Consider the following 13,196-nt stretch of genomic DNA (forward strand, 5'->3'; position numbering starts at 1 on the left):
GTCCGGTGCTGGTGGGCTGCTGGATGACGGTGCCGCCCTGCGGCGGGGGCACGGTCGGGGCGGGCCCGGGGCTGATGGCCCAGGTGCCGGCGGCGGCCGAGCCCTGGCCGGCAGTCTGCTCGGCGGGGTCAGTGGTGTCCGGCCTGGTGATCAACGGCTGTCCGCCATCTACGCCTTCCTGACTTCCCGAACCTGTGCCGGGATAGCGGAAGCTGGTTGGTGGCTGCGCCGTGGTCGTCGGCGTCTGCGCGGCCTTTTCCTCCTGTTCGCCGTCGGAGCCGGTGCTGGTTGGATCAGTGGAGATCACACCGTTGGTGCCTTGGCCCGGAACCGAGGCCGGGCCCTGCGGGGAAGCCGCGCCTGCTCCGGCGGCCGCGCCACCCGTGCCTCCGGTGGCGGCCATGGCAGCAGCCTTGCGGGAAGTGTTCTGCGCATGCCGGGCTGCGAGCTGCATACCCGCGCCGCCAGCGCGGTGCAAGGTCTCGGCATCGCTGCCCTCCGCGGCCCAGTGCACGAACTTGAAGCACGCGTAGGGGCAGAGCAGGACCAGGATCATGATGACGATGCCTGCCATGACGTCCGAGAGGGCGGCGAGCCCGTCGGAGGACTCGGTCTTGCCCATGGCGGAGACGCCGAGCATAAAGACGATGGTCATCAGCAGCTTGCTGACCACGAGCGTGGCGGTGGCCTCGATCCAGCCGCGCCGCCAGCGGCGGGCGACCTCCCAGCCTCCGCCGGCGCCGGCGAACACGGCCAAGGTGACCATGACCAGGATGCCGACTTTGCGGACCATCATGACGCACCAGTAGAGGAAAGCGCCGATGGCCGATCCGATGGCGGCGAAGGTCGGTACCAGCCAGCCCAGTCCGGACGTCGAACCGATTTGGCTGACCCTGACCATGCGCCGTACGGCGTCCGAGATCGAGGAGTTGGCAGCCTTGAACAGTCCCGCGCTGAGCGCGTCGACGACCTCGATGGCGACGGTGGTCAGCGCGATCGCGGAGAAAGCGAACAGGACACCGATCATGGTGCCGGTGAACGCCTGGGCCAGGGCCTGACCGTCGCGTTTGAAGGCCGCGCGGACGAGCTGGAGGCAGAACGTGCCCACGATCACCACCAGGCCGATGGGCAGAACCAGCTCATAGTTGTCGCGGAACCATCCGGCGTTCAGGTCGACGCGGGTGGTGGTATCGACCGCCTCGGCGGCCAAGTCGGCTGCAGCGGCGGCCAGTTCGCCGGTGGACTTGGCGATCCAGTTGCCGATGCCTTCCGTGATGGCCGCGCCAGGGTCGCTGACGAAGTCGATGGTGTCGGCGGTGTCGCAGATGGTGCTGGCAACGGGGAAGTCGCAAAACCCCATAGTGAGTTCCCTCCCTTCTGCTGGGTGCGGGGTTACGGGTAGACGCGCGGGGCGATGGCGGCCAGGGCGCAGTCGGTCTTCGGACGGCACTGGACAGCCAGGGTGACGGAGCGGGATTCAGCCCCTCCGCCGCCCTTGTGCCAGGCGATCTTCTGCTTGCCAATGACGGTGACGACGTAGATGTACGCCTCGGTGATCGCGGCAGGGTCCTGGGCCAGCGCGGATTTGAACGCCTGCGGGTAGTGCCCCGCGGCGACGGTGGCGGTGGCGTACTGCTTCTGGTCTCGCATCCGCGACCACAGGACCGGGTCGGGGATCTGGGCGCTGACCGAGGGGAAGTCGTTGTACTTCTCCTCGTGCGTCATCCACGTCTTCAGCCCGGCGAGCTGCTCCTGCTGGGTGGGGGTGTTGCGGGTGTCGTACGTCCACAGCACCTTGGCCGCCGCCTTGGCGAAGACGACCGGGTCGCTGGTCGACGGCGGGGACGCCACCGCGTTGTCCTTCACGGCGCTCTCGCTGGGCGAGGGGTCGACCGCGGGCAGGGACGGGCTGACCGATGCCGCGGTGCTGGCCGTGGTGGGCTGACTGCTGCGGCCGGTGACGTAGGCGACGATGCCGGCGATCGCGGTCAGGACAGCAACGACGACAGTGGCGACGGCAACGCGCCAGCCGGTCGACCGGCTGGTCGTGCGGCGGTGCCTGGGGCCGGTCGGGAACCGTTCCATCAGTGGACCTGCGACCCCAGGTTGGAGAAGAACATCACGATCCCGTTGGCGGCGCCGAGGCCGAGGGCGGCACCGGCGGAGACGACGGCGCCCTGCTTGCCCTTGCTCTCCGCGGAGTGGCCGCCGGTGAAGTGGCCCCAGGCCCAGACGCCGAGGGAGACAGCAAGGGCTCCGACCACGGCGATGATGGCGAAGAGGTTGATCGAGGAGATGACGTTCTTCAGGACGGACAGGCCTGGTAGGCCGCCGCCCCTAGGCGAGATTCCTGGGTCGAAGGCCAGGTACTGCACGGTGTCGAGCAGGTGCAAAGGGGGACTCCTTGCGGGCACGCCGAGTCGGCGTGCGGGAAGACGAGAGGAACGAGGGGACGAGGATTTGACCTCGTTGAACAGGCCTTTGGACGGCGTCAGTTAACGATGCGGCGGGCAGCGAGGACCCGTGGCTTCCAATCCGCGAGGGGGACCACGCGGACGACATCGCCGGTGTGCGGCGCGTGCAGTACGAGTCCGCGCCCGATGTACATCCCGACGTGTTCCGGGGCGCTGGCGCTTCCCTCAGTGAACAGCAGATCGCCGGGCTTGAGGGCGTTGACCGAGACCTTCTTACCCTCGTTGACCTGCGTGTATGTGGTGCGGGACAGCTTGACCTTGGCGGAGGCGTAGCTCTGCTGCATCAGCGAGGAGCAGTCGCAGCGCTTCATCGGGTCGGGGCCGTCGGCATCGGTGCAGTCGCCGCCCCACTGATAGGGGGTATTCAGTTGGGTCAGGCCCCAGCGGATGGCGAGTTGGACCTTCTTCGGCGCGCCTTTGGGGATCTCGTAGCCCTGGGGCAGGGCGCCGGCGGGGATGGTGCCGAAGTCGGTGGTGTCGTCGTCGCAACCGGTCTGCAGAGAGACGGCGTTGGATTCATCATCGTCGTTAGTCGTCTCGAACGCGCTTCCCTGAGGCAGGACCTTGGCGATCGCCTTCTGTAGGGCGCGGGCGATGTTCTCCCACTTGGCGTACGCGCCGGGGTAGCCGCTCTTCTGGACGGCCTGGGCTGCCTGGGTGATCGTCATCTGCTGCCAGCCATCCACCTTCAGCAACGCCTTGTAGAACTTCCGGGACGCGTACACCGGATCGCGGACCTGTTCGGCCGTGCCCCACCCCTGGGAAGGCCGTTGCTGGAACAGGCCGAGCGAGTCGCGGTCGCCGTAGGCGAGGTTGCGCAGGCGGGATTCCTGCAGCGCGGTGGCGAGGGCGACGATCTGGCCGCGAGTGGGGACCTTCATGGCGATGCCTGCCGCGACGATCGTCTTGGCATTGGGTATCTGCTCGTCTGGGAGGTCCAGGCCGACGACCGCGATGTCAGCGTCTGCCTTCTTGCCGTTGAGGATATTCGCGACGGCGTCGGCGACGGCGTCCGCATCGACGGAGGTGCTGGCGGTCGAGCACGCTTCCTGTTGGGCGGCGCCGCTGGTGGCGGCCGCGACGGCGGCGGTACCGGCGAGCAGCAGGGGACTGAGGACCACAGCGCCCACCGTTGTGGCGGCGACCTTCACTGCCGCCTGCCGACAGCGGAGTTATCCACGGATGCGGGGTGGGGAGCCGGGTTTCGGCATGGGTGAGCCATGTCAGTGCTCCAGAGAGGTTGAGTGAAGCCGCCCGGGGTGCCCTCGTGAAAGGTCCGGTGCTGGTTCGGCGAGTTGGCATCCACACTTGCAGGGGCGGGGATCGTTTGTGGTACGGCATTGCAGAGTTGCAGCTCTGCAGGACCGGACGGTTCTTCATTTCGACGGCTCCTGACTGCATGAAGGAATTCCGTCTTCTTCCCGGGGATCAGTGCGGCTTGACGAAGAATGACGCTGCGACCTGCATCGACGTCGTTCCGTCGGGGTGTGGGGAGGACTGTAGGCCAAGACCCTGCCGTTACGTTCCGAATAAATGATCAAGGCTTGATTTCGGGGTTTCCGAGGCCGGAACATCATTCGGAACCCGACGGCTGGGTTTTGTTGTACGGTCCTGCTCCCTCGGTCGAGCACAACAGCCCGCAAACCCCTTTTCGAAGCGCACTGTCGCGTTGCGAAGCGCCGAATGGGGAGCCAATCGACCGAAGTGAATCCCCCGCCATTGGAAGGCTTTTTATGCCCTTTTCCCTGCATCAGGGTGATGCGCTGACGGTGCTCGCCTCACTTCCCGATGACTGCGTGGACGCCGTCATCACCGATCCGCCGTACAACAGCGGCGGACGGACGGCGACGGAGCGCACCTCGCGTACGGCGCGGCAGAAGTACACGAGTGCTGCAGCCGAGCACCAGCTCGCCGACTTCCCCGGCGAGAACATGGACCAGCGGTCGTTCACGTTCTGGCTCACGCAGATCCTTACCGAGGCGTACCGGCTGACGAAGACCTCGGGTGCGCTCGTACTGTTCACCGACTGGCGTCAGGCCCCGGCGATGAGCGACGCGCTACAGGCGGCCGGCTGGCTGTGGCGCGGGACGATGGCCTGGCACAAGCCGGCCACCCGCCCGCAGAAGGGCAGGTTCAAGCAGGAGTGCGAGTTCATCCACTGGGCGTCTAAGGGCCCGGTGGACGCCACCCGAAACCCCGTCTACCTTCCGGGCCTCTACAGCGCTTCGCAGCCGCGCAAGGACCGCCAGCACATCACGCAGAAGCCAGTGTCGGTAATGCGGGAGCTCGTCAAGATCGCGCCACCGGGCGGCACGATCCTCGACTTCTGCATGGGCTCTGGCTCCACCGGCGTCGCTGCACTGATGGAGGGCTACGACTTCATCGGCGTCGAGAAGACAGCGCACTACACCCAGATCGCCTCCGACCGGCTCACCGAGGTGCTCGCCAAGAGCACCAGCCAGGACGACTACGTGCTGGCCGGCCCCGAAGAGTGACCCGGTGGCTGCCCGTTCCACGTCCGCCGCCGCGCCACGACCTGCACCGGAGTGCGGCACGCCGCCCCCCTCGTCCCCTCGGTACTCCCCCTGTTCGCCCTGTGCACCGTCTGGAGTCCGCGTGCCTGAAGCCGCCGACCATCCCTTCGAGATACCCGAGCCGACCCGCGTCCCCGACCACGATCTGGCCGACCTGTCCGCGAGCGTGCGCAGGCTGCTCGACCAGTCCAGTGCACAGGCTGACCTGCTGGACCGTCTGAGCGTCGATCCCGCGCTGCCCCGGCTCCCCATGCCGCCCGGGCTCGGATCCCAGGGGGCCGAGTCACCGTTCATCCTGGCGATGGAGGGAGAGGCGTATGAGGCCGAACTCGATGCCCTCACCGACTGGGTGGACGATCTCCTGCTGCCGGTCTACGGCCGCGAGGTCACCTCCAGTGCCCCCTGGTGTCCGTGGTGGGACCAGCACCCCGAGGCCGTGGCCCGGCTGCACGCTCTGTGGCTGGCCTGGCAGCAGCACATCGATCCGGAGGCGGGGCCAGCAGGACCTGCCGTGTGGCACCGTGACCACCTCGACCACACGCTGGCCCAGCTCCGCAGCACCAGCGGGCCGTTCGCCGCCTGCACCACGGATCCCGAGCGGCCCTCGCACCGGCTGCTGCACGGCCCGAAGCCGGCCTCCGAGCCGGCGCCGCGGGCCGGTGGCGAGGAGTGACCTCGCCGAAGGCCCGGTTCGCGTTCGCCGCCAATCCACGGGCGCTCGAGGACCTCCGCCAGGCGCCCGCGCACATCCAGGATCTCGTCCTGCTGCACCTGCAGGACCTCGTCCACGGCGAGCAGCGCGGACCCCTGCTGCACCACTGGTTCGGCCAGGACCTCTCCGACTGCCGCAAACTCTACGTCGATCCCCAGGCCGCCTGGCGCATCGTCTACCAGGAACGGCGAGCGCCGACGAACTCCGCGCACCGACGGGAGATCTTCCTCATCGCGGTCGGCCCGCGGCTGCATAACGAGGTCTACAACACTGCCGTACACCGGCTCGGCCGCGAACGCACCGCCCAGGCCCCGCTCGCCCAGGCCGCCCTCGCTCGGTCGCCCCGCTTCCTCGCGCGGACCTCACAGTCGGCATCTGCCGCAGCCGCACGCCCGGCTGCCCCGCTCCCCCTAGACTCCTTCTCCCGAAAGGCACCCCGCTAGTGACGACCCCACTGCGCCTCGCCGACCCGGACGACGTGTGCGGCGAGGACCGGCTGCTGCGCCTGGCCGTGACCGCCCTCGTCAAGGAGCAACGGCGTCTCGACGACGCGTACTGCACCGCTGTGACCGAGTTCGTGGCCGCCAGCAGTCTCGGAGAGGAACAGCGCGAGCACTCGGTCATGCTCATCCAGCTCATCGGCGAGCAGCGCGAGAGCGTCCAAAAGGTCACGGGCGATCTGGTGGACCACTACTGTGACGTCCGGCTCTGGAGCCCGCGCCGCTCAGAAGCCGAGGGGGAGCACCGGCCTGCGGTATGGGAAGCACCGGCGGCCTCATTCCTCGATCCGGACGGCATCGTCGCCTCCTGCCGGGACGTGTTCACCGCTCACGGCGACCCGAGCGCCCTGTCGACCGCAGTGTTGGTCCGCGCGCTGCGCGCGACCACCGGCCCGGCGTGGGGAACATGGCAGCGCGACGACCTGACCGCCCGCGGGCTGTCCAACCTGCTGGCGCCGTATGGGCTCCGGCCGGGCAATGTCCGGCTGCCCGACGGCTCCCGCCGCAAGGGGTACCGCCGCAGCGCCTTCACTGAGGCCCTGCGACCTCACTGCCCGGACCTCTCGGCCGGCCCCATGCCCGCCACCCGCAATCCGAGGGCCGCAGCGTGAGCCACTCGTCTGCCCTCGCCTTGGACACTCTGCGGCTGCACAGCACCCTGTACACCGGACAGTGGATGCGCACGGACATCGCGGGCCGGACGGGCGTGACGACCCGTCTGGCTGGCGTCGAGGACTGGCTACTGATCGACGGCTTCCACCGCCGCTGTTCCCCTGAAGCCCTGCTCCATCGCTGGGGCCGCGGCACCGTTCGGCAGCGGGACTGGATGCGGCTGTGCCTCTCCGCCGTCTCCTTCCTCACCGAGCTGCCTGCCGACGGCGAAGCGGTCGCGCTCACGTCGATCGGCCCGGTCTCCGACGCCCCCGATGTCGTTGACATCGGCATCCAGGTCTCCGATGCCTGGCAGCGGCAGGGGCTGGGGACTGCTCTGGTCTGTCAGGGCGCCCGCCTCGCCCGGTCGTCCGGAGCACGTCTCCTGACTGCACAGGTCCAGGCCTCCAACCAACCGATGCTGAAGGTCCTGCGCTCCCTGGACGCCGACTTCACTGCTCCAGAGCACGGCCAGGTCACCGCCCGCATCGATCTGAGCAGCGTGTGAGCCCCAGCTGCTCCCCCTCCCCGTTCCATCGAGCGTCACCGCGGCCACGCACTTGAACCAGGAAGACCCACTGTGCCCACCTCCCTTCCAACGCCGTCTTCGCCCCAGCTCGCCGACCCCGCGAAGCCTGCCGAAAACCACAACGCTCCCGCCTCGATGAATGCCGCCGACCAGACCCAGCCCAGCGCACCGTGGCTGAGCGCCGAAGAAGTCGCCGCGGCACGGATCCAGTTCGAGCGTGAGATCCGGGGATGGAGCACCAACCGGCTGTCCGACGAGATGAACGCCGCTGGCTACGTCATGAACCCGTCGGCAGTGTGGCGGATCGAGAAGGGCACCCCACGACGGCGTATCCACCTGGAGGAGGCCATCGGCTTCGCAGCGGTCTTCGGCCTCCCGCTCGAGGAGCTCTACAAGCTGGGCGGCTCGGGGGCGTACGAGCGGGCTGCCGAGCTCACCGACGCCGTCCAGACCCGCCGCCGGGCAGCCGACGAAGCAGCCAAACTCCTCGACGTCGCAGAAAGACAGCTCACGGCTTACCTCAACGCCCATCCCGAGGTTGGCAACCCATGCGCCGGGCAGGGGGCATAGGGGGCCGCCACCGTGACGGCACGTGGGAGCACCTCAAAGACGCTCGCTGCTCTTGCTGAGCGTATTCGATACGCCACCGGCACCGACTGGGACCAGCTGTGGGACCGCGCGGACCCAGGCGACCCGGCGATCAGCAGCGTCGTCGACGCCTATCGCAACCTGTTTCGTGCCGAGCAAGCCGTCACGTTCCACCGCGAATCGCTCAATGGGCTGTCCAGTGGTCGCTACGAGATCGACCAGGCTTTCGTACCCCGACTCCAGCGTGCCCTCCGGGCTTTGGTTGAGGCGGTGGAGGAGCGTCTCCGGTGCCGGGATGAACTGCTCAACGTTCTGGAACCGCTGGAACATGCGGCCGACCAGCAACGCCAGGCACAGAACGTCGCGGCTTCTGCGGCGGACCTCCCCGCCTTGATCGCCATCGCGCACGGTGGCGCCACTCTGCGCGAGAACCTGCTCAGCCACCGCATCTCGGTCGTCACATCCTCCGGCAGGCGGATCCCGTGGTCCGCCTACCAGCGGTTGGAGGCCGCCGGATTCGTCACCCGCGACACCTCCCATCCGCTGCACGCCGGCCAGCCGGTCTCCCTCACCCCCTCTGGCCGTACCGCCCTGACCCAGGCCCGCGCCGACACCGTCATTGCTGCCCCAGCACCAGCCCACCGCACTGGCGCCTTCCCCTCTGCAGTACCGCCGCATCGCCGCTGACCTTCACGAAAGCACCCTGCCCATGACTGCACCTTCGACCGATCGGTTCAGCCCTGCCCTCGCCCACCTCACCCAGCGCATCCAGGACACCTTCGGCTCGAGCCCCGAGGACCCCACCCTCCTCGAGGACGACCCCATGACGGCATTGATCGGCCGCAAGTACGCCGACGTGCTCGACTCGGTCGCCGAGGTTGAGGCCTCCCGTGCTCACCTCCGCGACCTCGTGGCCCGGTTCACCGGCGATGACCCAAAGGAGATACGGCACATCGCCTGCGTCGCCGACCGCCTCGCGGGCGAGACTTCACGGCGCAACTATCACCTGCAGACCGCCCAGGCTGCCGCCACGGACCGTGCTGCCGTCAAGGGACACCGGTGACGTACACCGCCTGCTACCGCGGGGAAGCCGATGCTCGGATATGACGTCAACTTCCGGATCGACGGGTACCGCGCGGCCGACTCCACCGTGGAGGAAGCGTTCTGGATACACATCGCGCTGGACGAGGACTGCCTGCATCCGCTCGCCGAGCACCATGATCCGGACGGTGGTCACAGCTACTTTCTCCTGCACAACAGTGCCGCAACGTGGGGCCACCCTGGCGACCCGCAGCTCGTCCCACTGCACCTGATCCGCGACATCGACAGCCGGACCTTCCGTTTTGAGGCTGTCGAACTGCCGCTGCCGTCGATGGCCCAGTCCTGGCTGATCGCCCGCGGCTGTCCGAAGGGGGCCATTAGTCTCCCACCGGGGATGGGCAGCACGTCGGCTGACGCTCTGACGCGCGAGCTGGAGGAGCAGCTCATGGACGGCGGAGACCATTACGCCCTGCTGGCTCACTACACCAACGACACCGTCGCCCGGCCGGAGACGACCGTCCTGTTGCGGTCCCTCGACGAGCGGGACCCGCAGCCGTTCCGGATCTTCGTTGAAGAGGCGGACCTGGAGACGCGGACCCACACACTGCGCGAAGGCGCCTTCGCGACGTACGCCGACGCCCTCGACTGGCTGGGCAGCCGGGAAACACCGCTGCCCGCGCCGCACGCCGACGCGTCGCGCGGTTCCTTCGTCCCCCGTGCAAAGACCGCGCGGCCCACCAGCAGCCATATGCCAGCCGGCCCGTCGGCGCGACCTCACATCCCGCCACCTGGTCCGCCGTCTGGAGCGGCCGGACCACGCCGATAGCCCAGAGAAATCGCCACCTCGCCCGACCAGAAGTGGAGCCATGTGCTGCTTCTTGCCCTTCCGCACACGGGAGTTGACCGATGACCGATGACCAGCTGTCCCTGCTCACTCACCGCATCGAGCAGAGCTTCGGCCACACGATCAACGAAATGCGACAGGAGGTCTCAACCGCCTCACATCCAGGCGACGTTCGAGACCTGATCGTGCACTGGTACGACCACGTCGCCCATGCAACGGAGGTGGTAAAGCACCATCGGGCCGCGCACCTGGCGCACGTCGCCGCCGATGATGCCGCGGGAATACGGACCACCGCCGATGCCCTCGCCGGCGCCATCAGGTCGCGTGACGCCCGTGCTCAGACCCTGACCTATCTGATCAAGCGGCACGCCTCGGCTCCCCACGCTCCCGATTTCGAGCCCGCTCGGCGAGCCGCTGAGGCCGCATCCCGCAGCACCTTCCCAGTGCTCAGGCCCCTGCCGGAGCACGCTACTCCGCCGCGTGCCGCCCTCTCCCCTACCCGCGGCCGGAGCCGCTAGAGAGTCCGGTGCCCGCCTCCCTGAAACCCACCAGCATGGACAGGGCCATCCAAGACGCCTTCGGTCAGCCCCTCGACGCTCTGCACGCCCAAGCCACCCACGACACCACCCGTCCCGCGCTCCGCCAGGCACTGGAGATGCGGTCCTTCCTGGCGGTCGTCGAGGAGCAGTACGACCAAGTCCGCGCACGGATCCACCAGACCACTGCGCCCGGCACCGCACCGAACCCCGAAGACCTCGCCTTCGCCATCCAGTGGCTGTTGGCCATCCATCACGCACACACCACCTACACCGGCGCAATCACATCCTTGCTGCGCACCATGCCGCCCCATCAGGCCACGCCCGTCCTCAGCCCACGCGGCCTGGACAAACCTCCGCGCAGTGCACGCACCACCGAGCCGCTGCCTGCGCTCTCCGCCCTTGAGGCCCCCTCCCCGCGCACCGCCCATATCCGCTAGTCACGAGGCAGGAAGTACGGCTTGGAAGTCCACACCAGCGAGTTGCAGAAACGGATCGAAGCCGCGCACGGCCACACGCTCGCCGAGCTGAAACAGCAGGCAGAAGCCGCGCCGCAGGACGCGGGGATGCTCGGAGCCCTGCTCACCGTCCACGACGACCTCAGGTTCGCTGAGTACACCGTTGGGTTCCAGCTGCAGCGGCTGCGCCAGCTCGTAGATCCGGAGCGCCAGGGCGGCGACTTCGACGTCAGCCACATGGCCGACTGCATCCAGCGCCTCGCCCAGGCCCACAGCGCGCGCAAGGCCCACACCGCCGCGCTGACGGCACTGCTTGATGCGACACGACCCACGTCCGCCACCACCCCGGCCGCCGCCGGACCGACCTCTCCCGCAGCCGAGTCCGGCCGATCGCGTTGACCCGTCCCCCCGTACGAACAAGGGAAGTTTCTCCATGGCAGTTGCCGCGTCCGTACCCGCCTCCGAAGCCACCGAAATCGGGCACGTCCATGAAGCGGTGGGCGTGCTCGCCCCCCGTTGGAGCGTGTGGGTCCTGCAGACTCTTCAGCACCACGGCACGCCGATGCGTTTCGCCGAGATCCAGCAGAAGCTGCCGATCGTCTACCCCACCTCGCTCACCCAGCGCCTTCAGCGGCTCACGGACGACGGGCTCCTCACACTGGAACCTCAAGAAGCCGGTCGCACCGTGTACGCCCTCACCGAGCAGTCCTCCCAGCTCACCCCCGTCTACGCGGCACTCGCTGACTGGGCGCGGGTGAACCTCGAAGACGTGGGGCCGACCGCGCACGCGCAGCAGGCTGAAGACGCACTCACCCTGCTATCCGGCAAGTACACCACCGACGTGTTGTGGGCCCTGCGGAAGCACGGCGAGCTGCGCTCGGGAGAGCTGTGGCGCCTCATTTGCCCCGAAGTCTCACAGATGAACATCTCGCACCGGCTGCGTCAGCTCCGCGAGGACGGCCTGGTGGCCCGCACAGGTGAGGGCACCCGGTCGCCGTACCACCTGACCCCGGCAGCTGCCGGGCTCGGATCCGTCTACGAGGCGATATCCGCCTGGTCAACCGGACGGGCGATCGCCACGGGCAGCACCCGTGCCGTGTGGGGCTCGCCCACCACCAACCATCAGGCCACCGGTTCGGTCGCGGCAGCGGCGATCGCGGCCAGCCCGCGAGTGAGTGCCTCGGTCACAGTGGCACGGGTAGAGCCGACGTGGCGACGCGCCGACCTCTTCTCACACGCCGCCCCCATACAGCCGCGTTCCGCCGACACCCTGGCTGGACCCCACCACAGCGGGCGCACACGATGAGCACCGAGCGTTCCGGCATGGAGCTGGGTACGACGACCATCACCGAGGCGCTCGGCCTCACGCCGACGCAGCTGCGGAGGCGTGTTGACCGCTGACCAGCCGACAGCACTCGACTCTCACACGCTCGTACACGTCTCACCTGGTTACCTCGCCGGTCCCAGGGACCCGGGCGAAGCGACCTTGGTCGCCTGGCCGTTCCTCGCAACGGGCGACTGGATCAGGCACTGTCCTCCCCGCGGCTACATCCTCACCAGCAGCCCGTGCCAGAGGATCAGGGCCGGCTTCCTCCCCGACGGGACCGGCCGGGGAATGTGGAGGACCGCTGCGTACGACGATCCCTTCGCTGCCTCGTACTGGACTGCCGTGCTCGACTACGGCATCCCGGAGGAGATCCTCGGCGCCTTCCACCAGGTTTTGGCCAACAGCTACAACGACGGCGACAGCTTCCTCTCCGGTGACACGTCCACCGCCCCCGGGTATCTGCCGTTGCTGAACAGCGGCTGGAACCACGACGTGAGCACCAGCGGGAAGCAGACCTTCACCGCGCCGGACCACATTGCCCAGCTCACCCATAGCTGCGGAGCTAGCCCGAGCCCTGACTACTTCTCCTGGCGGATCAACTCCGGGCGACACGACGGCCACTGGGAGGCAGCCTTCACCTGCCGCACGCCGCCCCGACTGATCGGCGCCTTCACTGCCGCGATGGTCAGCAGCGAACCCTTGACGCGCACGATCGGGCAACTGCCGCCCGCCCACCTCCCGTACGTAACCCTCGCCCCGATCGCCACCGACACCGACCACGCCAGCGCCCGGAGGGGCCGTTCCACGCGGACCGCGTCCTGCCTGCCCGCGCTACCTGTGCCCACCGTCACGCCACCTCACCGACACCGGTGAGCAGCGGCCGCGACCGCAATGCGCGCCCCGGACCGGCCGTCACAGGCGCTATTCCGCCGCATTTACGCGCCGCGCGCAGCCGACGCCCTGGCCAGGACCCGTCGTGGCGGCCGCCGTCAGCCAGCTGAG

General features: G+C 68.5%; 18 protein-coding genes. 13 read left to right on the plus strand and 5 right to left on the minus strand.

Annotation, left to right across the window (positions count from 1 at the left end):
• The 4 genes from FNH04_RS00420 to FNH04_RS00435 all read right to left on the minus strand — a co-directional run.
• A partial coding sequence (locus tag FNH04_RS00420) for an SCO6881 family protein (protein ID WP_228030922.1) occupies positions 1–1,360 on the minus strand: 1,360 nt, incomplete at its 3' end.
• A gap of 32 nt (positions 1,361–1,392) precedes the next feature.
• Entirely contained in the window at positions 1,393–2,085 is a 693-nt protein-coding gene (locus FNH04_RS00425) for a hypothetical protein (protein WP_152779168.1), read from the minus strand.
• Positions 2,085–2,393, minus strand: a complete 309-nt coding sequence (locus tag FNH04_RS00430) for a DUF6112 family protein (protein WP_152779169.1) — start codon at positions 2,391–2,393, stop codon at positions 2,085–2,087. Before FNH04_RS00430 ends, FNH04_RS00425 begins: the two co-directional genes overlap by 1 nt.
• A gap of 98 nt (positions 2,394–2,491) precedes the next feature.
• Positions 2,492–3,625 (minus strand): C40 family peptidase, encoded by a 1,134-nt coding sequence (locus FNH04_RS00435; protein WP_322722187.1) that lies wholly within the window; start codon positions 3,623–3,625, stop codon positions 2,492–2,494.
• A 582-nt stretch (positions 3,626–4,207) separates the two neighbouring features.
• On the opposite strand from FNH04_RS00435, the gene FNH04_RS00440 reads away from it, so the two are divergent.
• From FNH04_RS00440 to FNH04_RS00480, 9 genes are all read left to right on the plus strand, one after another.
• Complete coding sequence (locus FNH04_RS00440) at positions 4,208–4,969, plus strand: DNA-methyltransferase (RefSeq protein WP_152779170.1); 762 nt, start codon at positions 4,208–4,210, stop codon at positions 4,967–4,969.
• A 121-nt stretch (positions 4,970–5,090) separates the two neighbouring features.
• The gene (locus tag FNH04_RS00445) at positions 5,091–5,681 is read left to right on the plus strand and encodes a DUF4913 domain-containing protein (protein WP_322722190.1); all 591 of its coding nucleotides are present in this window, start codon (positions 5,091–5,093) and stop codon (positions 5,679–5,681) included.
• The gene (locus tag FNH04_RS00450; protein WP_194236485.1) at positions 5,678–6,163 is read left to right on the plus strand and encodes a hypothetical protein; all 486 of its coding nucleotides are present in this window, start codon (positions 5,678–5,680) and stop codon (positions 6,161–6,163) included. Before FNH04_RS00445 ends, FNH04_RS00450 begins: the two co-directional genes overlap by 4 nt.
• The gene (locus tag FNH04_RS00455) at positions 6,163–6,831 is read left to right on the plus strand and encodes a DUF3631 domain-containing protein (protein ID WP_152779171.1); all 669 of its coding nucleotides are present in this window, start codon (positions 6,163–6,165) and stop codon (positions 6,829–6,831) included. The genes FNH04_RS00450 and FNH04_RS00455 overlap by 1 nt, the downstream gene beginning before the upstream one ends.
• A complete protein-coding gene (locus tag FNH04_RS48820; protein WP_152779172.1) occupies positions 6,828–7,379 on the plus strand; it encodes a GNAT family N-acetyltransferase in 552 nt (183 codons plus the stop codon). Before FNH04_RS00455 ends, FNH04_RS48820 begins: the two co-directional genes overlap by 4 nt.
• Before the next feature lie 156 nt (positions 7,380–7,535).
• Positions 7,536–7,970, plus strand: coding sequence for a helix-turn-helix domain-containing protein (locus tag FNH04_RS00465; RefSeq protein ID WP_152779173.1), 435 nt, complete (start codon positions 7,536–7,538; stop codon positions 7,968–7,970).
• 12 nt (positions 7,971–7,982) lie between these two features.
• Positions 7,983–8,675: a hypothetical protein gene (locus FNH04_RS00470; RefSeq protein ID WP_152779174.1), complete on the plus strand. Its 693-nt coding sequence runs from the start codon at positions 7,983–7,985 to the stop codon at positions 8,673–8,675.
• 22 nt (positions 8,676–8,697) lie between these two features.
• The gene (locus tag FNH04_RS00475) at positions 8,698–9,051 is read left to right on the plus strand and encodes a hypothetical protein (protein WP_152779175.1); all 354 of its coding nucleotides are present in this window, start codon (positions 8,698–8,700) and stop codon (positions 9,049–9,051) included.
• A gap of 30 nt (positions 9,052–9,081) precedes the next feature.
• Positions 9,082–9,855: a hypothetical protein gene (locus FNH04_RS00480; protein WP_194236486.1), complete on the plus strand. Its 774-nt coding sequence runs from the start codon at positions 9,082–9,084 to the stop codon at positions 9,853–9,855.
• A gap of 173 nt (positions 9,856–10,028) precedes the next feature.
• Here FNH04_RS00480 and FNH04_RS00485 read toward each other — a convergent pair whose 3' ends face one another.
• Positions 10,029–10,241 (minus strand): hypothetical protein, encoded by a 213-nt coding sequence (locus FNH04_RS00485; RefSeq protein ID WP_152779176.1) that lies wholly within the window; start codon positions 10,239–10,241, stop codon positions 10,029–10,031.
• Positions 10,242–10,426: 185 nt separating this feature from the next.
• Here FNH04_RS00485 and FNH04_RS00490 point away from each other — a divergent pair, with 185 nt between their 5' ends.
• From FNH04_RS00490 to FNH04_RS00505, 4 genes are all read left to right on the plus strand, one after another.
• Positions 10,427–10,849, plus strand: a complete 423-nt coding sequence (locus FNH04_RS00490) for a hypothetical protein (protein WP_152779177.1) — start codon at positions 10,427–10,429, stop codon at positions 10,847–10,849.
• A 21-nt stretch (positions 10,850–10,870) separates the two neighbouring features.
• A complete protein-coding gene (locus FNH04_RS00495) occupies positions 10,871–11,266 on the plus strand; it encodes a hypothetical protein (protein WP_152779178.1) in 396 nt (131 codons plus the stop codon).
• Between the two features lie 34 nt (positions 11,267–11,300).
• A complete protein-coding gene (locus FNH04_RS00500) occupies positions 11,301–12,173 on the plus strand; it encodes a winged helix-turn-helix transcriptional regulator (RefSeq protein WP_194236487.1) in 873 nt (290 codons plus the stop codon).
• Between the two features lie 81 nt (positions 12,174–12,254).
• The gene (locus FNH04_RS00505; RefSeq protein WP_322722194.1) at positions 12,255–13,067 is read left to right on the plus strand and encodes a DUF317 domain-containing protein; all 813 of its coding nucleotides are present in this window, start codon (positions 12,255–12,257) and stop codon (positions 13,065–13,067) included.
• The last annotated feature ends 129 nt before the right edge of the window (positions 13,068–13,196 follow it).

The sequence above is a fragment of the Streptomyces phyllanthi genome, from assembly GCF_009377205.1.
Taxonomy (GTDB): Bacteria; Actinomycetota; Actinomycetes; order Streptomycetales; family Streptomycetaceae; genus Streptomyces; species Streptomyces phyllanthi.

What these genes read in the sequence shown, in the direction of transcription:
- FNH04_RS00465 (WP_152779173.1), top strand. Translation starts at nt 7,536, where the DNA reads ATGAATGCCGCCGACCAGACCCAGCCCAGCGCACCGTGGCTGAGCGCC.
- FNH04_RS00475 (WP_152779175.1), top strand. Translation starts at nt 8,698, where the DNA reads ATGACTGCACCTTCGACCGATCGGTTCAGCCCTGCCCTCGCCCACCTC.
- FNH04_RS00500 (WP_194236487.1), top strand. Translation starts at nt 11,301, where the DNA reads ATGGCAGTTGCCGCGTCCGTACCCGCCTCCGAAGCCACCGAAATCGGG.
- FNH04_RS00440 (WP_152779170.1), top strand. Translation starts at nt 4,208, where the DNA reads ATGCCCTTTTCCCTGCATCAGGGTGATGCGCTGACGGTGCTCGCCTCA.
- FNH04_RS00425 (WP_152779168.1), bottom strand. Translation starts at nt 2,085, where the DNA reads ATGGAACGGTTCCCGACCGGCCCCAGGCACCGCCGCACGACCAGCCGG.
- FNH04_RS00480 (WP_194236486.1), top strand. Translation starts at nt 9,082, where the DNA reads ATGCTCGGATATGACGTCAACTTCCGGATCGACGGGTACCGCGCGGCC.
- FNH04_RS00490 (WP_152779177.1), top strand. Translation starts at nt 10,427, where the DNA reads ATGGACAGGGCCATCCAAGACGCCTTCGGTCAGCCCCTCGACGCTCTG.